The organism is Streptomyces sp. RLA131, from assembly GCF_056270125.1.
In genome coordinates this window covers 3,878,582-3,900,441 of record NZ_JBWDOQ010000002.1, presented here as the reverse complement: position 1 = coordinate 3,900,441, position 21,860 = coordinate 3,878,582, and the positions used below count along the sequence as shown (strand labels likewise).

Annotated in this window: 19 protein-coding genes; 15 read left to right on the top strand and 4 right to left on the bottom strand. The window is 72.7% G+C overall.

Annotated elements, in window-relative coordinates:
* Positions 1 to 143: 143 nt before the first annotated feature.
* The 7 genes from ssd to RWE79_RS18585 all read left to right on the top strand — a co-directional run bounded on the left by ssd (position 144) and on the right by RWE79_RS18585 (position 5,077).
* Positions 144 to 1,274: a septum site-determining protein Ssd gene (ssd, locus tag RWE79_RS18615; protein ID WP_475941206.1), complete on the top strand. Its 1,131-nt coding sequence runs from the start codon at positions 144 to 146 to the stop codon at positions 1,272 to 1,274.
* A complete protein-coding gene (locus RWE79_RS18610; RefSeq protein ID WP_475941205.1) occupies positions 1,271 to 2,425 on the top strand; it encodes a TadA family conjugal transfer-associated ATPase in 1,155 nt (384 codons plus the stop codon). Before ssd ends, RWE79_RS18610 begins: the two co-directional genes overlap by 4 nt.
* Positions 2,422 to 3,318, top strand: a complete 897-nt coding sequence (locus tag RWE79_RS18605) for a type II secretion system F family protein (RefSeq protein WP_475941204.1) — start codon at positions 2,422 to 2,424, stop codon at positions 3,316 to 3,318. Before RWE79_RS18610 ends, RWE79_RS18605 begins: the two co-directional genes overlap by 4 nt.
* Positions 3,315 to 4,088 carry a type II secretion system F family protein gene (locus RWE79_RS18600; protein ID WP_475941203.1) on the top strand — a complete coding sequence of 258 codons (774 nt, stop codon included), beginning with the start codon at positions 3,315 to 3,317 and terminating at the stop codon, positions 4,086 to 4,088. Before RWE79_RS18605 ends, RWE79_RS18600 begins: the two co-directional genes overlap by 4 nt.
* A 29-nt stretch (positions 4,089 to 4,117) precedes the next feature.
* On the top strand, positions 4,118 to 4,363 hold the full coding sequence (locus tag RWE79_RS18595; protein ID WP_475941202.1) for a DUF4244 domain-containing protein: 246 nt from the start codon (positions 4,118 to 4,120) through the stop codon (positions 4,361 to 4,363).
* A gap of 100 nt (positions 4,364 to 4,463) precedes the next feature.
* Positions 4,464 to 4,721 (top strand): TadE family type IV pilus minor pilin, encoded by a 258-nt coding sequence (locus RWE79_RS18590; protein WP_475941201.1) that lies wholly within the window; start codon positions 4,464 to 4,466, stop codon positions 4,719 to 4,721.
* Positions 4,718 to 5,077: an Rv3654c family TadE-like protein gene (locus RWE79_RS18585; protein ID WP_475941200.1), complete on the top strand. Its 360-nt coding sequence runs from the start codon at positions 4,718 to 4,720 to the stop codon at positions 5,075 to 5,077. Before RWE79_RS18590 ends, RWE79_RS18585 begins: the two co-directional genes overlap by 4 nt.
* Here the strand turns inward: RWE79_RS18585 and RWE79_RS18580 are convergent.
* Entirely contained in the window at positions 5,028 to 7,421 is a 2,394-nt protein-coding gene (locus RWE79_RS18580) for a DEAD/DEAH box helicase (protein WP_475941199.1), read from the bottom strand. The genes RWE79_RS18585 and RWE79_RS18580 overlap by 50 nt on opposite strands.
* 135 nt (positions 7,422 to 7,556) lie before the next feature.
* Here RWE79_RS18580 and bldG point away from each other — a divergent pair, with 135 nt between their 5' ends.
* The 5 genes from bldG to RWE79_RS18555 all read left to right on the top strand — a co-directional run bounded on the left by bldG (position 7,557) and on the right by RWE79_RS18555 (position 13,640).
* Positions 7,557 to 7,898, top strand: a complete 342-nt coding sequence (gene bldG / locus RWE79_RS18575) for an anti-sigma factor antagonist BldG (protein ID WP_384628251.1) — start codon at positions 7,557 to 7,559, stop codon at positions 7,896 to 7,898.
* Positions 7,899 to 7,989: 91 nt separating this feature from the next.
* Complete coding sequence (locus RWE79_RS18570) at positions 7,990 to 8,451, top strand: ATP-binding protein (protein ID WP_475941198.1); 462 nt, start codon at positions 7,990 to 7,992, stop codon at positions 8,449 to 8,451.
* A 417-nt stretch (positions 8,452 to 8,868) separates the two neighbouring features.
* On the top strand, positions 8,869 to 11,268 hold the full coding sequence (locus RWE79_RS18565; protein ID WP_475941197.1) for a sodium-translocating pyrophosphatase: 2,400 nt from the start codon (positions 8,869 to 8,871) through the stop codon (positions 11,266 to 11,268).
* 194 nt (positions 11,269 to 11,462) lie between these two features.
* On the top strand, positions 11,463 to 12,038 hold the full coding sequence (locus RWE79_RS18560; RefSeq protein WP_475941196.1) for a small secreted protein: 576 nt from the start codon (positions 11,463 to 11,465) through the stop codon (positions 12,036 to 12,038).
* Between the two features lie 84 nt (positions 12,039 to 12,122).
* Positions 12,123 to 13,640: a DUF7059 domain-containing protein gene (locus tag RWE79_RS18555; protein WP_475941195.1), complete on the top strand. Its 1,518-nt coding sequence runs from the start codon at positions 12,123 to 12,125 to the stop codon at positions 13,638 to 13,640.
* 65 nt (positions 13,641 to 13,705) lie between these two features.
* On the opposite strand, the gene RWE79_RS18550 is transcribed toward RWE79_RS18555, so the two are convergent.
* The 3 genes from RWE79_RS18550 to RWE79_RS18540 all read right to left on the bottom strand — a co-directional run bounded on the left by RWE79_RS18550 (position 13,706) and on the right by RWE79_RS18540 (position 14,978).
* On the bottom strand, positions 13,706 to 13,969 hold the full coding sequence (locus RWE79_RS18550) for a TM2 domain-containing protein (RefSeq protein WP_475941194.1): 264 nt from the start codon (positions 13,967 to 13,969) through the stop codon (positions 13,706 to 13,708).
* Positions 13,970 to 14,134: 165 nt separating this feature from the next.
* Positions 14,135 to 14,542, bottom strand: coding sequence for a DUF2752 domain-containing protein (locus RWE79_RS18545; RefSeq protein ID WP_475941193.1), 408 nt, complete (start codon positions 14,540 to 14,542; stop codon positions 14,135 to 14,137).
* Positions 14,535 to 14,978, bottom strand: a complete 444-nt coding sequence (locus tag RWE79_RS18540; RefSeq protein ID WP_475941192.1) for a TM2 domain-containing protein — start codon at positions 14,976 to 14,978, stop codon at positions 14,535 to 14,537. The genes RWE79_RS18545 and RWE79_RS18540 overlap by 8 nt, the downstream gene beginning before the upstream one ends.
* Positions 14,979 to 15,235: 257 nt before the next feature.
* On the opposite strand from RWE79_RS18540, the gene RWE79_RS18535 reads away from it, so the two are divergent.
* The 3 genes from RWE79_RS18535 to tmk all read left to right on the top strand — a co-directional run bounded on the left by RWE79_RS18535 (position 15,236) and on the right by tmk (position 21,849).
* Positions 15,236 to 15,430, top strand: a complete 195-nt coding sequence (locus RWE79_RS18535; RefSeq protein ID WP_475941191.1) for a hypothetical protein — start codon at positions 15,236 to 15,238, stop codon at positions 15,428 to 15,430.
* A gap of 206 nt (positions 15,431 to 15,636) precedes the next feature.
* On the top strand, positions 15,637 to 18,522 hold the full coding sequence (topA, locus tag RWE79_RS18530) for a type I DNA topoisomerase (protein WP_475941190.1): 2,886 nt from the start codon (positions 15,637 to 15,639) through the stop codon (positions 18,520 to 18,522).
* A 114-nt stretch (positions 18,523 to 18,636) separates the two neighbouring features.
* Positions 18,637 to 21,849, top strand: a complete 3,213-nt coding sequence (tmk, locus tag RWE79_RS18525) for a dTMP kinase (RefSeq protein WP_475941189.1) — start codon at positions 18,637 to 18,639, stop codon at positions 21,847 to 21,849.
* Positions 21,850 to 21,860 lie beyond the last annotated feature (11 nt).

Genomic DNA, 21,860 nt, shown 5'->3' with positions numbered 1-21,860 from the left:
TCGACGGAGATATCCACAATCGCTGGGTTATCCACAGATCCCATTCAAGATCAACAATATTTCCCGAATCCCCCGATCCTGGCCGTGGATGTTGCACAAGCGCTGCATCCGGTGCTTAGGGGACGAACGAGGGGGATGGGACTGTGGCTGAATCAATCACGGATGAGCGAGGCGCGGCGGCAGCCGATATTCCGGCCGGTCCGCTGATCGTCACCGAGGACGAGGCGCTCCTCGACGACCTGCTGAGACTGTGTGCGGCGGCCGGCGCGCAGCCGGAGGTGGCCTTCGCCGCCCCGCCGCCCGCCGCCAGCTGGGAGAAGGCGCCGCTGGTGCTGGTCGGGGCGGACCGGGGAGCCGGTGCCCGGCGGCTGCGGGGCACCGGCAGGCGTGGCGGTGTCCTGCTCATCGGGCGGGATCTGGACGACCCGGACGTGTGGCGGCAGGCCGTCGACATCGGAGCCGACCATGTGCTCTTCCTGCCCGACGCCGAGAGCTGGCTGGTCGACCGGATCGCCGACGCGGCGGAGGGCGTCGGCGCGCCCGCCCTCACCGTCGGCGTGATCGGCGGCCGGGGCGGCGCCGGGGCCAGCACCCTCGCCTGCGCCCTGGCGGTCACCGCCGCCCGCTCCGGACGGCGCACCGTACTGGTCGACGCCGATCCGCTCGGCGGCGGGCTGGATGTCCTGCTCGGGGCCGAACGGGCCGGCGGGCTGCGCTGGCCCGACCTCGCGGCCTCCCGTGGCCGGGTCAACAGCGCTGCCCTGGAGGAGTCCCTGCCGCGGGCGCACGCGCTGAGCGTGCTGAGCTGGGACCGGGGCGACGCCGTCGTCATCCCGCCGCAGGCCATGCGGTCGGTCATGGGCGCCGCCCGGCGGCGCGGCGGGCTGGTCGTGGTCGACCTGCCGCGCCGGATCGACGAGGCCGCCACCGAGGCACTGGCCCAGATCGACGTCGGGCTCCTGGTGGTTCCCGCCGAACTGCGGGCCGTCGCCGCCGCGGGGCGGGTCGCCGCACGGATCGGCATGATGCTCAAGGACGTCCGGGTCGTCGCACGGGGCCCGTTCGGCTCCGGCGCCCTCGGGGACGAGGCGATCGCGAAGCTCATCGGCCTCCCGCTCGCCGGCGAACTGCCGCCGGAACCAGGCCTGCCCGCCACCCTCGACCGGGGCGAGGCGCCCGGCACCGACCCCCGCGGCCCCCTGGGCCGCTTCTGCTCCGCCTTCCTGGCCGAGGCCGTCCCCGGCACCGGCACCGGCGGGAGCGTGGCCGCATGAACGCCGAACCGCTCGACGTCCTCGACGCCGTACGGATGCGCCTGGCCGCCTCCGGCGACGAGCCCACACCGGCCGGTGTCGCAGCCGCGCTGCGGGCCCAGGGGCGGCTGCTCGGCGACACCGAGGTCCTCGGGGTCGTCACCGCCCTGCGGTCCGAGATCGTCGGAGCCGGCCCGCTGGAACCGCTGCTCGCCGAGCCCGAGGTGACCGACGTCCTGGTCAACGGCCCGGACGAGGTCTGGGTCGACCGGGGCGCCGGCCTCGAACGCAGCGGCATCCGCTTCCGGGACGCCGCCGCCGTACGACGGCTGGCCCAGCGCCTCGCCACCTCCGCCGGCCGCAGACTCGACGACGCTCGCCCCTGGGTGGACGCCCGGCTGCCGGACGGCACGCGGCTGCACGCCGTGCTGCCGCCGGTGGTGGTGGGCGACGCGCCGTGCCTGTCGCTGCGCGTGGTGCGCACCAGGGCCTTCACCCTCGACGAGCTGATCGCGGCGGGCAGCATGGACCGTGGGACCGCCGCGGTGCTGCGGTCCGTGCTCGACGCCAGGCTCGGCTTCCTGGTCTCGGGTGGCACCGGAACCGGCAAGACCACGCTGCTGAGCAGCCTGCTGGGGCTGGTGGCCCCGGCCGAACGGATCGTCCTGGCAGAGGACTCGGCCGAACTGCGCCCGCACCACCCGCATGTCGTACGACTGGAGACCCGGCCTGCCAACCAGGAGGGCATGGGCCTGGTGACCCTGCGGGACCTGGTCCGGCAGGCCCTGCGGATGCGGCCGGACCGGCTGGTGGTGGGCGAGGTCAGGGGGCCCGAAGTCCTCGATCTGCTGGCCGCGTTGAACACCGGCCACGAAGGTGGCTGCGGCACCGTGCACGCCAACGCGGCGTCCGATGTCCCGGCCCGGCTGGAGGCGCTGGGATCCACCGCCGGGCTCGACCGGGCGGCGCTGCACAGCCAGTTGGCGGCCGCCCTGTCCGTCGTCGTCCACCTCGCGAGGGACCGGACCGGGCGGCGCCGGGTCGCCGAGATCCATGTACTGGAACGGGGCCGGGACGGCCTGGTCCGAACCGTGCCGGCCGTCCTGGGCGCCGGAAGCGGCCCGGGCCGGGCCCGGTTGACGGCGCTGTGCGAGCGGGGGGCCGGACGGTGAGCGCGACGGCGGCGCAGTTGGCGTTCGCGGCGGCGCTGTGCGCCGGCGGGGCCGCCTGGGCGTTCGGCGGGCGGGACGACGCGCTGCGCCGGGCACGGCTGCTGTTCGCCGGCGGGGCGCCGCCACCCGTGCCCTGGGAAACCCGGTGCCGGGCCCTGCTCGCTCCCTTCCGGGCCCGGTTCGGATGGCGGTTGGGCCGTGAAGTCCTTTGTCTCCCCGCCGGGTTGCTGGCGTGCCTGGCCGCGCACTCCGTACTGCCCGCGCTGGCCGGGGCGGCCGCCGTACCGCTGATCGGGCGGTGGCTGCGGGCCCGTGACCGCGCGGCGGCGGTCGAGCGGCGGGCCGGGGCGGTGACCGCGCTCTGCTCGGCCGTGGCGGGCGACCTGCGCGCCGGGCTGGCCCCGCACACCGCCCTCGCCGGTGCCCTGGGCCGTGAAGGGTGGCCGGAGCGGGCCGAACTGGCCGACGCCGCCGTGCTGCTGCTGGCCGCGGCCCGGTTCGGGGGCGACGTTCCCGCCGCCCTGCGGTCCGCCGCGAACCAGGCCGGCGCCGACGGCCTGGCCGGGGCCGCCGCGTGCTGGCAGGTCGCCGTGGACGGCGGCGCCGGGCTCGCCGACGGCCTCGACCGCATCGCCGCCGTCCAGCGCGCCGAGCACGCCGAGCGTGAGGACCTGCGCGCCCAGCTCGCCGGCCCTCGCTCCACGGCCGTCCTGCTGGCCCTGCTCCCGCTGCTCGGCGTCCTGCTGGGCACGGGCTTCGGCGCCGACCCCCTGCGGGTGCTCCTGCACACCCCCGCCGGGCTGGCCTGCCTCGTGTCGGGTGGCCTGCTGGAGTGGGCGGGACTGGCGTGGACCGGCCGCATCGTCCGGTCGGCGGAGCGGGGTGCGCCATGAGCGGCGAGGTTGTCCACAGCCTGGGGATAATTCTTTCCGTCCTCGCGGCGGCGGCCTGCGCGGCCGGCGGAGTGATCGGTGCCCGGCGTGAACGCGCCGCCGGACGGCGGCTGAGGGCGCTGCTGGGCACACCGCCCGAGGCCTCGGGACTGCCCGTCCTGCCTTGGCGGCCCCAAGTGCTGCGCCCCTGGCTGCCGGTGGCCGGAGCCGGGCTGGGGGTGGCCGTGCTGCTGGGCGGGGTCCCGGGCGGCCTGGCGGGAGCCGCTGCCGCCTACGGGATACGACGCTTCCAGCGCCGCCCCCGCCCGGCGGCCGGTCCAGCGTCGCGCGCCGGCGAGGCAAGTCAACTCCCGCTCGCCGCCGACCTCATAGCCGCGTGCCTGGCTGCCGGGGCGGGGCCGCGTGAGGCCGCCGACGCGGTGGGCCGTTCGCTCGGCGGACCGCTCGGCGACGCGCTCACCCGGATCGCGGCCGAACTGCGGCTCGGTGCCGACCCGGCCGCCTGCTGGGCCCGGCTCGGCTCCCACGACCTGGGGCGCTGCCTGGAAAGGGCCTCCTCCACCGGCATCCCGCCGGTCGGCGAGGTCTCCCGGCTGGCTGCCGCCTACCGCGCCGAGCGCTCGCGCGCCGCCGTGGCCCGTGCCCGCCGGGCCGGTGTCCTGGCCACCGCCCCGCTCGGCCTCTGCTTCCTGCCCGCCTTCCTGCTCGTCGGGGTGGCCCCGGTGGTGATGGGCCTGGCCGGCCCGATCCTCGCCGCCACCACCCGCTGAACTCCCATGCACCGTAAGGAGAGATCGTCATGTCCGTACGCGTCCTCAGGAACACCAGGAAGAACGTTTTCAAGGGCTCCCGCACTCCCGGCCGGACCCGCTGCCGCAGGCTCGGCCGCGCCGTCGGCGAAGCGGGGATGACCACCGCCGAGTACGCGGTCGGCACACTCGCCGCCTGCGGCTTCGCGGCCGTCCTGTACAAGGTCGTGACCAGTGGAGCCGTCAGCTCGGCGTTGAGCGGCCTGATCGAGCGAGCCCTCAATGCCGGGTTCTGACCATGGGCCCGGCAGCGGGTCTGACCGCGGGTCTGACCGCGGGTCTGACCGTGGGTATGTCACCGCCGAGGCGGCGACCGCCATCCCGTCCCTGCTCCTCGTGGCCGCCGTGCTGCTCTGGGGCCTGGCGGCCGTCGGCGCCCAGATCCGCTGCGTCGACGCCGCACGCGCCGGAGCACGGGCCGCGGCCCGGGGCGAGAGCGACGCAGCCGCGCTGGACGCGGCACGGTCCGCCGCCCCCAGCGGCGCGGCGGTGGCGCTCGACCACATGGGAGACCTCGTCCGGGTCCGCGTCACCGCCCGGGTCGCCGTTCTCACCGTGCGGGGCGACGCCACGGCTCTCGCGGAGGCGCCATGACCGCCGCCGCCCGCCGTGACCGTGACTGTGACCGAGAGCGGGACCGGGACCGGGACCGGGGCTCCGCCACCGTCTGGGCCGTCCTGATCGTGGCCCTCCTCTGCGTGTCCGCCGGTGTCCTCCTCGCCGTGGGGCACGCGCTCACCGCCCGCCATCGGGCCGGTGCGGCGGCCGACCTGGCGGCGCTGGCCGCCGCCGACCACGCCCTCGACGGCCGGACCGCCGCCTGCGCATTCGCCGACCGGGTCGCGGCGGCGCAGGGCGCGCGGCTGCTGCGCTGCGCCGTGGTGGGCGAGGTCGCCGACCTCACGGTGTCCGTGGGTCCGGCCCGGGTCCGCTCCCGGGCGGGACCCTGACGGGGGCCAGCAGGGCGTCCAGTACCCGTACCGCCGCCGCCTTGTCCAGGGGGTCGTTGCCGTTGCCGCACTTGGGGGACTGCACACAGGAGGGGCAGCCGAAGTCGCACTCGCAGGCGGCGATCGCCTCACGCGTGGCGGTCAGCCAGCGGCGGGCGGTTCGGAAGGCACGCTCGGCGAAGCCGGCACCGCCGGGGTGGCCGTCGTAGACGAAGACGGTGGGCAGCCCGGTGTCGGGATGGAGGGCGACGGAGACGCCGCCGATGTCCCAGCGGTCGCAGGTGGCGAAGAGCGGCAGCAGGCCGATGGAGGCGTGCTCGGCGGCGTGCAGGGCGCCGGGCAGCTCCTCGGGGTGCACCTGGGCGGCGTCCAGCTGGCCGTCGGTCATGGTCCACCAGACGGCACGGGTGCGCAGGGTGCGGGGCGGCAGGTCGAGCTTGGTCTCGCCCAGGATCTCGCCGGTCATCAGGCGCCGGCGCAGGAAGGAGACAACCTGGTTGGTGACCTCCACCGAGCCGAAGCAGAGGCGGGCCTCGCCCCAGGCCTCCTCCTGCTCGACGTCGAGGACGGCGACCGTGACCACGTCCCGGGCCATGGTCGAGTAGGACGGATCGGCCTCCTCGACCAGGGCCACCGCGTCCTCCAGCTCCAGCCGCCGGACCAGATAGGTGCGGCCCTGGTGCAGATGGACCGCGCCCTCGTGCACCGTGGTGTGCGCCGCGCCCGCGTCCACCGTCCCCAGCAGCCGTCCGGTACCGGCCTCGACGATCTGCACCGGACGGCCGCCGCCGCCCCGGATGTCGGTGAGGTCGGCGGCACGCTCGCGACGGGTCCAGTACCAGCCGCCGGTGCGCCGCCGGAGCAGCCCCCGTTCCTCCAGCTGACCGACGAGACCGGCGGCCTCCGGGCCGAAGAGCTTCAGGTCGGCCTCGCCGAGCGGAAGCTCGGCCGCCGCGGCGCACAGATGCGGGGCGAGCACATAGGGGTTGTCGGGATCGAGCACGGTGGACTCCACCGGCCGCCGGAAGAGCGCCTCGGGGTGGTGGACCAGATAGGTGTCCAGCGGGTCGTCCCGGGCGATGAGGATCGCCAGCGCGCCCTGGCCGCCGCGGCCCGCCCGCCCGGCCTGCTGCCACAGGGAGGCCCGCGTACCGGGATAGCCGGCCAGCAGGACGGCGTCGAGCCCGGAGACGTCGACGCCCAGCTCCAGGGCGGTGGTGGAGGCGAGGCCGAGCAGCCGGCCGTCGTGCAGATCGCGCTCGATGGCGCGCCGTTCCTCCGGCAGGTAGCCCCCGCGATAGGCGCCGACCCGGCGCGGCAGCGAGGCGTCGACCTCGGCCAGCCGCTCCTTGGCGATCACGGAGACCAGCTCGGCGCCCCGCCGGGACCGTACGAAGGCGACCGTGCGGGTGCCCTGGACCACCAGGTCCGTCAGCAGGTCCGCGGCCTCGGCCACGGCGGTGCGCCGTACCGGTGCGCCCCGCTCGCCGCTGAGCTCGGTCAGCGGCGGCTCCCACAGCGCGAAGGCCAGCTCTCCGCGCGGCGAGGCGTCGTCGGTGACCTCGGCCACCGGCACCCCGGTGAGCCGGGCCGCGGCCTCCGCCGGGTCGGCGGACGTCGCCGAGGCCAGCAGGAAGACCGGGTCGGAGCCGTAGCGGGCGCACAGCCGCCGCAGCCTGCGCAGCACCTGGGCGACATGCGACCCGAATACCCCGCGGTAGGTGTGGCATTCGTCGATCACGACATACCGGAGCGCCTTCAGGAAGGAGGCCCAGCGCGCGTGGCCCGGCAGGATGCCCCGGTGCAGCATGTCGGGATTGGTCAGTACGTACGTGGCGTACTGGCGTACCCACTCCCGCTCCTCGAAGGGCGTGTCGCCGTCGTAGACCGCCGGGCGCACCGCCGTGCCCACCGGGGCGGCCAGTGCGGCCACGGCGCGCCGCTGATCGGCCGCCAGGGCCTTGGTGGGCGCCAGGTACAGGGCGGTGGCCCCCCGGCCGTTCGGGGCCTCGGAGCCGTCGAGGAGGGCGCTGAGCACCGGCACCAGATAAGCGAGCGACTTGCCGGAAGCGGTGCCGGTGGCGACCACGACCGACGTGTTGCCGATAGCGTGGGTGGCGACGCGCGCCTGGTGCTCCCAGGGGCGCTCAATACCCGTCTGCCGTATGGCTTCGATCACTTCACTACGGATCTGATCAGGCCAATCGGCATGGCGACCGACCCTTGCGGGCAAGTGCTCCGTATGGGTGATGCGCGCGGCCCTGCCTGCCCCCGTGGCGAGCCGCTCAAGAAGGACGCGGGGGGACGGGCGGCTGTGCGCCGACTGCGGAAGATCCTGGGCCATCGGCACTCAGTGTGTCACTGGCATGACGGACAATCGCCGTAAGGCGTCGTACACGCCCGCTGGTAAGTGATTGAATGCCAACGCGGCTGCCGATCCATGGGGGGCGACCGCTCGATGCAAGGTGCTGGAGGATCCGTGGACCTGTCCCTGTCGACTCGAACCGTTGGCGACCGTACGGTCGTCGAGGTCGGCGGCGAGATTGATGTGTACACCGCGCCCAAGCTGCGCGAGCAGCTGGTCGAGCTCGTGAACGACGGCAATTACCACCTGGTGGTGGACATGGAAGGCGTTGACTTCCTCGACTCCACCGGCCTGGGTGTGCTCGTCGGCGGGCTCAAGCGGGTGCGTGCGCATGAAGGCTCGCTTCGCCTGGTGTGCAACCAGGAGCGCATTCTTAAGATTTTCAGGATTACCGGCCTGACCAAGGTGTTCCCCATCCACACCTCGGTCGACGAGGCCGTCGCGGCGACCGACTGACCGGCTGTTCGCTGTACGTACGCGGGGTGCCGGGCGCAGTGACGCCCGGGCCCCCGCGATGCCCGCCCACAGGTACGAGGGGGAGGCCGCCATGCCCACCGTAGAACTGCTCTTCAGCGCTCTGCCGGAGCACGTCCGCACCGCACGTCTTGTCGCGGCCGCGGTAGCCCGCAGGGCGGGGGTGGACGAGGCCGTCCTCGACGAGGTCCGGCTCGCCGTGGGCGAGGCGTGCAGCCGTGCGGTGGGCCTGCACCGGAGCAGCGGTGTGGACAAGCCGGTGCGGGTGCTGCTGACCGAGGACGACAAGAAGTTCTCCATCGAGGTCGGCGACGAGGTGCCCGCGACGCCGGTCAACGGCACGGCCCCCGGCGGTTCCGCCACCTCCGCCGTGCCCTCGGCGCGCTCGGACGAGCCGGCTCCGGAGGATTCCGAGGCCGATGACGAGGGTCAGATGGGCCTGGCCGTGATCAGCGGACTGGTCGACGACGTCGAGGTCTTCGAGGGCGACAACGGCGGTCTGATCCGGATGACCTGGCCGACGACGGCCCTGTGAACCACCCGGTGGCCCACCCCGTGACGCGCCCGGTGGGCCGGCCGGTGTCCTGAGCGACGCTGTGCCCGATGTTCTCCGTGCCCCGGCGATCCCTGCGTGCCCCGGCGACCCCTGCGCCCCTGACGCCCCCGGCGCCCCCGGCGACCCCGGTGAACCCGGTGCCTCACGTCGGCCGCGAGCCGCTTCCGTGTCACCTGTAGCGCCTGCCCCATTCACCGTTTACGGTGAAATTTATGGTGCGGGCGCTTTGCTATAGCCCCGTTCGGGGCTCAAACAGGCTCCTGCGCCCTGTTTTGATCTAGTTCGGCTCCCTACAATCCGTCCACATCTTTGCTCAGTTCGCCTGAGCGCAGCGGCTGTCGCAGTCGCACGTCTCGCGGAGCCGCGCGCCCATGTGCCAAGCGTCAAGGAGGACGAATGGCGGGGCAAATCACCCCTCACACGCAGGACATCGCTTCATCTCTGGCGGCCTCACCGGTGCTGACCGAAGGCAACCGCAATCTCGTACTCGTCATCGGGGTCGTCGCGCTCGCCGCACTGGCGCTCGCGGCGGTACTGGTACGTCAAGTGCTCGCTGCCGACGAGGGCACCGACAGCATGAAGAAGATCGCCGCTGCCGTGCAGGAAGGCGCCAACGCCTATCTCGCACGGCAGTTCCGTACGCTGGGCGTTTTCGCGGTCGCGGCGTTCTTCCTGCTGATGCTGCTGCCCGCCGACACGACCTCGCAGCGGATCGGCCGCAGCGCGTTCTTTCTGGTCGGCGCCGGTTTCTCGGCGATCACCGGTTACATCGGCATGTGGCTGGCGGTGCGCAGCAACGTCCGGGTGGCGGCGGCCGCGCGCGCCGCGACGCCGGGGCCCGGTGAGCCGAAGGCGGACCTCACGACGGTTTCCCATCGGGCGATGAAGATCGCCTTCCGCACCGGTGGTGTGGTCGGGATGTTCACCGTCGGCCTGGGCCTGCTCGGCGCCTCCGTGGTCGTCCTGATCTACAAGCAGGACGCGCCCAAGGTGCTGGAGGGATTCGGCTTCGGGGCGGCGCTGCTCGCGATGTTCATGCGTGTCGGCGGCGGCATCTTCACCAAGGCCGCCGACGTGGGCGCGGACCTGGTCGGCAAGGTCGAGCAGGGCATCCCCGAGGACGATCCGCGCAACGCCGCGACCATCGCGGACAACGTGGGCGACAACGTCGGTGACTGCGCGGGTATGGCCGCCGACCTCTTCGAGTCGTACGCCGTCACCCTGGTCGCCGCGCTGATTCTCGGCAAGGTGACCTTCGGCGACGCCGGTCTGGCCTTCCCGCTGCTCATCCCGGCGATCGGGGTGCTGACCGCGATGATCGGCATCTTCGCGGTGGCGCCCCGCCGTTCCGACCGCAGCGGCATGACCGCCATCAACCGCGGCTTCTTCATCTCCGCCGTGATCTCGCTGGTGCTGGTCGCCGTCGCGACCTTCGTCTATCTGCCGTCCTCGTACGCGGACCTCAAGGGTGTACCGGCGGCCATCGCCGCGCACCCGGGTGACCCGCGGATCCTCGCCCTGATCGCGGTGGCCATCGGCATCGTGCTCGCGGCGCTGATCCAGCAGCTGACCGGCTACTTCACGGAGACCAGCCGCCGCCCGGTCCAGGACATCGGCAAGACCTCGCTCACCGGTCCGGCCACCGTCGTCCTCGCCGGTATCTCCCTCGGGCTGGAGTCCGCGGTCTACTCGGCGGTCCTGATCGGCCTGTCGGTCTACGGCGCGTTCCTGCTGGGCGGTACGTCGGTGTGGCTGGCCCTGTTCGCGGTCGCGCTGGCCGGCACCGGGCTGCTGACCACGGTCGGCGTGATCGTGGCCATGGACACCTTCGGCCCCGTCTCGGACAACGCCCAGGGCATCGCCGAGATGTCCGGCGACGTCCATGGCGAGGGCGCGCAGGTGCTCACCGACCTGGACGCGGTCGGCAACACCACCAAGGCCATCACCAAGGGCATCGCCATCGCCACCGCCGTCCTCGCGGCGACCGCGTTGTTCGGCTCGTTCAAGGAGGCCATCGACACGGCGGTCGCCAAGGCGGACATCCCCGCCTCGGACGCCCGCTGGCTCACCCTGGACATCTCCCAGCCGAACAACCTGGTCGGGCTGCTGCTCGGCGCGGCGGTGGTGTTCCTGTTCTCCGGGCTCGCCATCAGCGCCGTCTCGCGGTCGGCGGGCGCGGTTGTCTACGAGGTGCGCCGGCAGTTCCGCGAGCACCCCGGGATCATGGACTACTCCGAGACGCCGGAGTACGGCCGGGTGGTCGACATCTGCACCAAGGACGCGCTGCGCGAACTGGCCACCCCCGGTCTGCTCGCGGTCCTGGCGCCCATCGCGGTCGGCTTCACCTTCGGGGTCGGCTCGCTGGGCTCGTACCTGGCCGGGGCGATCGGTACCGGCACGCTGATGGCGGTGTTCCTGGCCAACTCCGGTGGCGCCTGGGACAACGCCAAGAAGCTGGTCGAGGACGGCCATTACGGCGGCAAGGGCAGCGAGGCGCATGCCGCCACCGTCATCGGGGACACGGTCGGCGACCCGTTCAAGGACACCGCCGGTCCCGCGATCAACCCGCTGCTCAAGGTGATGAACCTGGTGGCGCTGCTGATCGCCCCGGCGGTGGTGCAGTTCTCGTACGGCAAGGACGCCAATCTCGGCGTGCGCATCGGGGTCGCGGCGGTCTCCATCGTCGTGATCGTCGGCGCGGTCTACATCTCCAAGCGGCGCGGTATCGCGATGGGCGACGACGAGAGCAACACCGAGACGGCGTCACGATCAGCCGACCCGGCGGTCGTCTCCTAGCGTCGGACCGTCAGCTGTATGGCGGGCGTCACCCTTTGGGGTGGCGCCCGCCATCTGCTTCCGCGTCAGGTTTGTCACTGGTTGCTTGGTACAAATGTATTTAATACAGTACTAAAAGCGCGGCCGGGTGAGGCCCGGAGCCTGTACTCCGTGTAGGTTCCGGGGCCGTAGAGCCAGGGAAGGAACGACAACCGGTGACGAACAAATTCGCGGCTGCGCTGTCCGGTGCGGCTCTGGTACTTGCCGTGGGATCGCTGTCCGCGTGCGGCGACGACGGCAACAAGGAACTCGACACCTGGGCGAAGACGGTCTGCGACCAGGCCGCCACCCAGGTCAAGAAGATCAACGACGCCAACACGGCGATCACCAAGGTCGACAGCGCGGGCAAGCCGGCCGATGTGCAGAAGGCGGACGCCGCGGCCTTCCAGCAGATCTCGGACGCCTACAGATCCCTTGCGAGCATTGTCGACAAGGCCGGTGACCCGCCCGTGGACAAGGGCGCCACGCTGCAGAAGGACGCGGTCTCCGACCTCACCAAGCTCTCCACCTCCTACGCCGACCTCAAGAAGCAGGTCGACGCTCTCAACACCAAGGACCAGGCGAAGTTCGCCGACGGCCTCAAGACCGTCTCGGACAACCTCGGCAAGGTCAGCAAGAGCGGCGAACAGGCCCTCGACACCCTGCGCAAGGGCGAGGTCGGCACCGCCATGGCCAACCAGCCGGGCTGTCAGGAGGGCGGCAGTGTGTCCCCGAGCGCCTCGGCGGGGTGAGCACTCGGGTGGTGGGTACGCCGTCCGCCGTGCGGCGGGTCCGCCCACCGCACGGTGACGGTCCCGGTGCAGCACAATGACACCGTGAGTACCACGGACGCCCTCCCCACCACCGCCCGTACGGCGCGGCTGCGAGACGCGCTGCGCGCGGCGGCCTTCACCGCCGACGGCTGCCTCGATCTGCTCGGTGCGAGTGCCTACGCCGCGCTCTCGCGGGCCGAGACCGTGCCCGCGCTGCGCGCGACGCGTGGCGGCGGCCCGCTGGAAAGCCTGGTGCGGCTCTTCCTGCTCCAGCAGGCGGTGCCGTACGCCGCGCTGCGCGAAGCGCTTCCGCTGGAGGAGGCGCTCGCGGACGGCTGGCTGCTGCGCGACGGCGACGAGGTCCGGGCGACGGTCGACGTCCGTCCGTACGCGGGGGACGGGGCCGGCGAGGACTGGTGGATCGTCTCCGATCTCGGATGCGCGGTCGGCGGTGCCAACGGCATCCGCACGACACCGGGGGTGGACCGGGCCGATCTCGTCCTCGGGCTCGGCGGGGCGTCCATGACACTGGCGGGCATCACTGTGCGCCGGCCGGTGGGCAGCGCGCTGGACCTCGGCACCGGATCGGGCGTACAGGCGCTGCACGCCTCCCGGCACGCCACCCGGGTCACCGCGACCGACCTCAACCCGCGCGCGCTGCACTTCACCCGCCTCACGCTCGCCCTGTCCGGCGCCCGCGAGCCCGTGCTGCGGCAGGGCAGCCTGTACGAGCCGGTCGGGGACGAACGCTTCGACCTGATCGTGTCCAACCCGCCCTTCGTCATCTCGCCGGGAAGCCGCTTCACGTACCGGGACGGCGGCATGACGGGCGACGACCTGTGCCGCACACTCGTCCAGCAGGCGGCCGGCCATCTCAACGAGGGCGGTTACTGCCAGCTGCTCGCCAACTGGCAGCACACGGCGGGCGAGGACTGGCGGGAGCGGATCAGCTCCTGGATCCCGCAGGGCTGCGACGCCTGGATCGTGCAGCGCGAGGTCCAGGACATCACCCAGTACGCCGAGTTGTGGCTGCGCGACGGCGGTGACCATCTGGCCGACCCGGCCGCGTACGCCGAACGTTACGACGCCTGGCTCGACGCCTTCGAGCAGCGCAAGGTCAAGGGTGTCGGCTTCGGGTGGATCACCTTGCGCAGGACCGGCTCGGACCGCCCGTCCGTCGTCGCGGAGGAATGGCCGCACCCGGTGGAACAGCCGCTCGGCCCGCACATCGCCGCCTGGTTCGACCGCCAGGACTTCCTGCGCGCGCACGACGACGCCGCGCTGCTGGCCGCCCGCTTCCGGCTCGCCGACGAGGTCGTCCAGGAGCAGGTGGGCCTCCCCGGCGCCGAGGACCCCGAGCACGTGGTGCTGCGCGCCAACCGCGGTATGCGCAGGGCCACCAAGGCCGACACGGTCGGCGCGGGCTTCGCCGGGGTCTGCGACGGCAGCCTCACCGCCGGCGCCATCCTGGACGCGATCGCCCAGCTGCTGGGCGAGGATCCGGTCGTGCTGCGGGACCGTACGCCGGAGGCGATCCGGGTGCTGGTCGAGCAGGGCTTCCTGGAGCCGGTCACGGGCTGACGGCATGACGAAGCCCGTCCGCCGGCAGGACCGGTCGGACGGGCTCTCGTCATGCCGTACGTGAACTACTTCTGCAGCACGCGACCCTGGGCGTCGGTGCGCTCCTCGTTGGTGAAGAAGATGATCGCGTCGATCAGCGACCAGATGCCACAGCCGCCACAGGTGAAGAGCTGACCCAGCGCCATGCCGGTGTGGCCGGTGTAGAAGCGGCCGACACCGAAGCCGCCCAGGAAGAGGGTGAGCAGACCGGCGGTGGTCCGGCTCTTGTCGGACAGCGGACGGCCCTGGGCGTCGAAGCCGAACGGGGCGTCAGGTGTGGGCGTAGCCATGGGTGTTGCTCCTAGCGCGATCATCTGGGGACGGCGGCAGGAGCGCATGAAAGAAAATCCGGCCCCCCGCCGCGGATTGACGAGATCTTTGCATCAGAAGCCGGCCTTCGGCCTGTTAGTTACGTCTTGTCACGCAACCGTGATCGCCGCGTTGCCAAAGCCCGGTCAGTGCACATTGCGCACGACGGCCCACAGTACGGCCACTGCCAGCACGGCCGCCTGCGCACGCGGCCTGAGCGACGGCCGGTAGACCCGGCCGCGCAGACCCTCGGCGAACCACCGCAGATACAGGTACAGCCCGGCCGGCGCGGCGACCAGCAGCACCATGTTGTCGTGGAAGGCCGCCGCCGGATTCCCGTGCATGAGGTCGTAGACCATGCGGGTGCCGCCGCAGGCCGGACACAGCAGCCCGGTCACCCAGTTGAAGGGGCAGCGGGGCAGCCAGTGGCCGGGCTGGTGCGGATCGGTGCCGTAGAGATACGCGGCCGCGCCGAGGCCCGCGACCGCGGACGCCAGAGAGGCCGTGGCCGGTCGTGCGGCCACGGCCCGCAGCCGCGTCAGCGCTTCAGCCACGCAGGATCCGGCCCTCGGAGTCGGTGCGGTCGTTGCTGGTGAGGTAGAGGATGCCGTCGATCAGCGACCAGATGCCGCAGCCGCCGCAGGTGAACAGCTGGGCCAGGCCGATGCCGATGTCGCCGGTGTAGAAGCGGCCGATGCCCAGGCCTCCGACCAGGAGCTGCAGAACGCCCGCCACGACCTTGGACTTGTCCGACAGCGGGCGGCCGTACTGGTCGTAGCCGTGCGGCGCGTTGGGGTCGACGCCGTAGCCGTAGCCGCCCCCGGGAGGCGGCGGGTAGCCGCCCTGCTGCGGGTAGCCGTAACCGGGCTGGCCGGGCTGGCCGGGCTGGCCGTACTCGGGCTGGCCGTAGCCGGGCTGGCCGGCCGGCTGCTGCGGGTAGCCGTAACCCTCGGCGGGCGGAGGGCCGTAGGGGTTGTTCGGGTCGGACATCTCGGGTGCTCCCCCGTGTTGTGGAAATCCGGTCGTCGTTCTCGGACATATTGTCAGGCCGGTCAAGGTGTGGGAGAGGGGCCTTGGGGACGGTACGAACGCCTGCGCGAACAACGGTACGACCGTCGAAATCGCGCCACCGCGTTCCACGGCGTTCCCTCCCGTCCCCCCGGGTTCACCGGGCGTTCGTCCGAGCGTGACAGCGTGCGGCGCGCGCCGCCGGACGCACGGGGACGCGCGCTGAGAGAGGGGACGCCATGGACACCGCACCCGCCGTCTTCGCCGGGACGGTCTTCGCGCTCTTCGGGGCCGCTCTGCTGCTGTGGACGGTGACCCGTGTCACCCGGCACGCCCCGGTGACCGAGGGCGGCGGACCGGCCGCGACCGTGCTCGCCATGATGTTCGGAGCGGCCTCGCTCCTCGCGGGTGTCTGGTCCTTTCTACGTATCTGAGCGCAGATCGATCACGTCGAGTCGCGTCCATGACACGTAATGCCACCAGGATGAATCGGACATGGGTTGCGGTCCGTGCGGCAGACACGATGGAAGTCGGGTTACCGTTCGAGTGGCGTTGCGGACTTTTCCCGTTTGACACGGGACCGGGATGTACGGTCACACTCCGCAGCGAGACCACCTTCGACCCGGAGAGAAGAGCGAAGTTGTCCCCGACCCGCGAAACCGCACAGGGCGGCCGTCGACTCGTCATTGTCGAGTCGCCTGCCAAGGCGAAGACGATCAAGGGCTACCTCGGCCCTGGATACGTGGTCGAGGCCAGCGTCGGGCACATCCGCGACCTCCCCAACGGGGCCGCCGAGGTGCCGGCCGAGTTCAAGGGCCAGCCGTGGGCGCGGCTCGGCGTCAACGTCGACAGCGAGTTCCAGCCCATCTATGTCGTCAATGCCGACAAGAAGGCGCAGGTCAAGAAGCTCAAGGACCTGCTCAAGGACTCCGACGAACTCCTCCTCGCCACCGATGAGGACCGCGAGGGCGAGGCCATCGCCTGGCACCTGCAGGAAGTCCTCAAGCCCAAGGTCCCGGTCCGCCGGATGGTCTTCCACGAGATCACCAAGGACGCCATCCAGGAGGCCGTGCGCAATCCGCGCGAGCTGAACCAGCCGCTGGTCGACGCCCAGGAGACCCGCCGGATCCTCGACCGTCTCTACGGCTACGAGGTCTCGCCGGTCCTGTGGAAGAAGGTCATGCCGCGGCTGTCGGCAGGCCGCGTCCAGTCCGTGGCGACCCGCCTGGTCGTCCAGCGTGAGCGCGAGCGCATCGCCTTCCGTACCGCCGAGTACTGGGACCTGTCCGGCACCTTCGCCACCGGCCGTGCCGGTGACACCTCCGACCCCGGCACCTTCGCCGCCAGGCTGACCACCGTCGACGGCCGCCGGGTCGCCCAGGGCCGCGACTTCGACGCGTCGACCGGGCAGCTCAAGGACAACGCCACCGTCCTGCACCTCGACGAGTCCGCCGCCCGCGCCCTGGCCGGCGCCCTGGCCGACACGTCCTTCGCCGTCCGGTCCGTCGAGTCCAAGCCGTACCGCCGCTCGCCGTACGCGCCCTTCCGCACGACCACCCTCCAGCAGGAGGCGTCGCGCAAGCTGGGCTTCGGCGCCAAGGCCACCATGCAGGTCGCCCAGAAGCTGTACGAGAACGGCTTCATCACCTACATGCGTACCGACTCCACGACGCTGTCGGAGACCGCCATCGCCGCCGCGCGTGCGCAGGTCACCCAGCTGTACGGCGCCGAATACCTGCCCGACAAGCCGCGCGTCTACACCGGCAAGGTCAAGAACGCGCAGGAGGCGCACGAGGCGATCCGCCCCTCCGGCGACCGCTTCCGCACCCCCGCCGAGACCGGCCTCACCGGCGACCAGTACCGGCTCTACGAGCTGATCTGGATGCGTACGGTCGCCAGCCAGATGAAGGACGCCGTCGGCCAGTCGGTGACCGTCAAGGTCGGCGGGCGTTCGGCCGACGGCCGGGACGCGGAGTTCTCCGCCTCCGGCAAGATCATCACCTTCCACGGCTTCATGAAGGCCTACGTCGAGGGCGCCGACGACCCCAACGCCGAGCTGGACAGCTCCGAGCGCCGCCTGCCGCAGGTCAGCGAGGGCGACGCGCTCACCGCGCAGGAGATCACCGCCGACGGCCACTCCACCAAGCCGCCCGCCCGCTACACCGAGGCCTCGCTGGTCAAGGAGCTGGAGGAGCGCGAGATCGGCCGCCCGTCGACCTACGCGTCGATCATCGGCACGATCCTCGACCGCGGCTACGTCTTCAAGAAGGGCACGGCCCTCGTCCCGTCCTTCCTGTCCTTCGCCGTGGTCGGCCTGCTGGAGAAGCACTTCGGCCGCCTGGTCGACTACGACTTCACCGCCAAGATGGAGGACGACCTCGACCGCATCGCCCGCGGTGAGGCGCGGGCCGTGCCGTGGCTGCGCCGCTTCTACTTCGGCGCGGAGAGCACCGAGGGCGCCGGCGCCGCGGGCACGGCCGCCGAGGCCGGAAACGGCGACGGCGACCACCTCGGCGGCCTCAAGGAACTGGTCGAGGACCTCGGCGCCATCGACGCCCGCGAGGTCTCCTCGTTCCCCGTCGGCAACGGCATCATGCTGCGCGTCGGCCGCTACGGCCCGTACGTCGAGAAGCCCAGCGAGGTCGAGGGCGAGCCGGGCCAGCGCGCCGACGTCCCCGACGACCTTCCGCCGGACGAGCTCACCGTCGAGGTCGCCGAGGAGTACCTCGCCAAGCCCAGTGGTGACTTCGAACTCGGCACCGACCCCGGCACCGGCCGGCAGATCGTCGCCAAGGACGGCCGCTACGGCCCGTACGTCACCGAGATCCTCCCCGAGGGCACGCCGAAGACCGGCAAGAACGCGGTCAAGCCGCGCACCGCCTCCCTCTTCAAGTCCATGACCCTGGACACGGTGACCCTTGAGGACGCGCTCCGGCTGATGTCGCTGCCCCGCGTCGTGGGCGTCGACCCCGAGTCCGGCACCGAGATCACCGCCCAGAACGGCCGCTACGGCCCGTATCTGAAGAAGGGCACCGACTCGCGTTCCATCGAGACCGAGGACCAGCTCTTCAGCATCACCCTCGAACAGGCGCTGGCCATCTACGCCCAGCCCAAGCAGCGCGGCCGGGCGGCCGCCAAGCCGCCGCTCAAGGAACTCGGCACGGACCCGGTCAGCGAGCGCCCCGTCGTCGTCAAGGACGGCCGCTTCGGCCCCTACGTGACGGACGGCGAGACCAATGCCACGCTGCGCAGGGACGACGACGTCGAGACGATCACGCCCGAGCGCGGTTACGAGCTCCTCGCGGAGAAGCGGACCAAGGCGCCGGTGAAGAAGACGGCGGCCAAGAAGACGGCCACCGCGGCGAAGAAGGCGCCCGCCAAGAAGGCGACGGCCACCGCGGCGAAGAAGGCGCCCGCCAAGAAGGCGACGGGCACGGTCGCGAAGAAGACGGCCGCCAAGAAGACGGCCACCGCGGCGACGAAGGCTCCGGCCCGGAAGACGGCCGCTGCGAAGCCCGTCGACTAGCGGGCTGAACGCGTGCGGTTCACCGGGGTCCGTCCGGTGGCCGCAGTAACCCGCTCCCGTCCGCATGTTCGGGCGGGGCGTCGGGAGTGTGCCGGGTCCGGATAGGCTGGCGCAATGACGCGATCGGAGCAGCCGGCCGAACACGACCAGCACCAGCAGCACCACCAGTCGACGACTGACGTGCCCGAGGGCTTCGCGGGCGACCTCGCCGCGGACTCACGGGAGCGTGCGGTGGGGGCGCTGCTGAAGATCCCGCAACTGCGGAAGTTGTGGGGGGCGCACTTCACCGGAGCGATCGCCGACCGCCTGGGAATGCTCGCGCTGGTCGTGCTGACCGTGCAGGCCGCGGTCGTGGCGCAGTCCTTCGGCGGCGGATACCGCGGAGCGGCGTTCGCCGTCGCCGCCGTGTTCGGCGCCCGGCTGCTCGCCACCCTGCTCTTCGGCGCGGTCCTGCTGGGCCCGCTCAGCTCGATGACCGCTCCGCAGGGCCCCCTCGACCGCCGGTGGACGATGATCGGCGCCGACGGGATCCGCCTCGCGCTGCTGATCGTCGCGCCGCTGTGGATCGACTGGGTGGGCGCCTCCGCCGTCGTCTGGCTGCTGGCCACCGTGTTCGTCACGGGCGTCGGGGAACGCGTATGGACGGTCGCCAAGGACGGCGCCGCCCCCGCCCTGCTGCCGGCGCCCGCGCCCGGTGACGGCGTGGTGCGGCCGGTCCCTGACCACCTGGACGCCCTGCGCCGCCTCGACCTGCGGACCGGATTCGCCGCCCTGCCGATCGCGGCCGCCGCGCTGGTCACGATCACGCTGGTCGGCAATCTGCTGGCGGTCGGCGTGAGCTGGTTCGGCGCCCACCAGGTGGCGCTGGCCTCCTATGCCGCCGCGGGGCTGTTCTCGTCCTCGATCGCCGTCCTGTACTTCCTCGAACTGCCCGGGTCGAAGAGCATTCGCCCCCGGTCGCCCCTGGAGGGCCTGCGGCTGCCCGAGCAGCGCGGCCGTACCGGGGCCATCCCGCTGCTGGTCCTGGCCACGGCCGCGGTCGCCGGGGCCATCGCCGCGGCGGTGGCGCTGGCCGTGCTGCACGCCGCCGACCTCGGTGGCGGCCCGGTCGGCTACGGGCTGCTCGTACTGGCCCTGACCGCGGGACCGGTGCTGGGCATCCGGCTCGCGCCGCGTACCCTCCCGGCGCTGTCGCGGCGCCGGCTGTTCGCGCTGGCCATCGCGGCGACCGGGCTGGCGGTGCTGCTCTGCGGCATCGTCCCGGATCCCACGACGGTCCTGCTGCTGTCGCTGCTCGCGGGCACCGCCGCCGGCATCACCGCCAACACCGGCCACACCCTTGTCGACCAGGAGGCCGAGGAGTCCGGCCGGGCCCGCACCACCGAGCATCTGCACGCCGTCGTGCGGGTCTTCCTGGCGCTGGCCGCCGTCGTCGCGCCCCTGCTCGCCGGGGTGATCGGGCGGCACCGGGTGGCGAACGGTTCCTTCACCTTCGACCACGGCGGAGCCGCGTACGCGCTGATGCTGGTCGGCGCGCTGCTGCTGCCGGTCGCCGCGGTGGTCCTCGGCAAGACCGACGACCGCCAGGGCGTTCCGCTCCGCCGCGACCTGCGCGAGGCGCTGCGCGGCGGCGACCCGCTCCAGGCCCCGGCCGCCGGCGGCTTCTTCATCGCCGTCGAGGGCGGCGACGGCGCCGGCAAGTCCACCCAGGTCGAGGCGCTCGCCGACTGGATACGGGACAAGGGCCACGAGGTCGTCGTCACCCGAGAGCCCGGCGCGACCGCCGTCGGCAAGCGGCTGCGTTCGATCCTGCTCGACGTCTCCTCCGCCGGGCTCTCGCACCGCGCCGAGGCCCTGCTGTACGCGGCCGACCGCGCCGAGCACATCGACTCCGTCGTACGCCCCGCCCTCGAACGCGGTGCCGTCGTCATCTCCGACCGCTACATCGACTCCTCCGTGGCCTACCAGGGCGCCGGCCGCGATCTCGCCCCGACCGAGGTCGCCCGCATCTCGCGCTGGGCCACCGACGGTCTCGTACCGCATCTGACGGTCCTGCTCGACGTCTCCCCGGAGACCGCCCGTGAGCGCTTCACCGAGGCCCCGGACCGCCTGGAGTCCGAGCCCGCCGAGTTCCACCAGCGCGTACGGTCCGGATTCCTGACGCTCGCCGCCGCCGACCCGGCCCGTTATCTCGTCGTCGACGCCGGCCAGGAGCCGGAGGCGGTGACCACCGTCGTACGGCACCGGCTCGACCAGGTCCTGCCGATGTCGGAGAAGGAGATCGAGGCCCGCGAGGAGGCCCGCCGGGCGGCCGAGGCGGAGATCCGCCGCCAGGCCGAGGAGGAAGCCGCCCGCAAGGCCGAACAGGAGCGGCTGGAGCGCGAACGCGAGGCCCAGCTGGTGAAGCTCCGGGCGGAGGAGGCGGAGCGCAAGCGGCTCGTCGAGGAGGCCGCGCTGCGCGAGGCGGAGGAGCGCGAGGCCGAGGCCGCCCGGCTGCGCGCCGAGGAGGCCCGGCTGCTCGCCGAGGAGGAGCGCCTGCGCCGCGAGGAGCAGGAACGAGTCCACCGCCAGGAACAGGAACGGCTCCGTCGTCAGGCCGAGGAGGAGAGCCGCCTGCGCGCCGAGGCGCAGGAACGCCGCCTGGAGAAGCAGCGCAAGGCCGAGGAGGCGCTGCTGCGCGCCGAGCAGGCCCGGCTGGCGGCCGCCGAGGCGACGCGGACCGTCGAGGTGCCGCGCGTCGACCCCGCCGAGGGCGGCCCTGAGGATGCCGGCGAGACCGTCGAGGTCCCGGCACCGGATGTGGCCGAGACCGCAGTCCTCCCGCCGGTCCGGCCGGAATCCGAGCCTGACCGGCTGCGGAAGTCCGAGCCGGAGCCGGAGCGGCTGCGGAAGCCCGAGCCCGACCGGCTGCGGAAGCCGGAGCCCGAGCCCCGGCGCCGGCCCGCGCCCGACGTGGCCGACGCGGCCGAGACCGCCGTGCTGCCGTCGGTGCCCCCGGCCGCGCCGACCGACGAGACCGCCGTGCTGCCGTCGGTACGCGAAGGTGGCGCTGCGCGGGACGCCGACGAGACCGCCGTCCTGCCGCGCACGGGCGAGGCCCCCACGGACCGGATCCCCTCCGACTTCTTCCACCCCGGTTCCGGCGACGACCGCACCCGCGAGCTTCCCGCCGTCCCCGAGCCTCCCGCCCGCCGTCCCCGCCCCTCCTGGGCCGAGGAGACCCCCCTCGACGACCTGCCCTCGCTCGCCGACGAACTTCTCGGCCCCCACGAGGACGACGACCCCTCCGACCGCCGCCGTCGCGGCCGCGGCCAGCCGCCCCGGTGACCGCTGCCGCC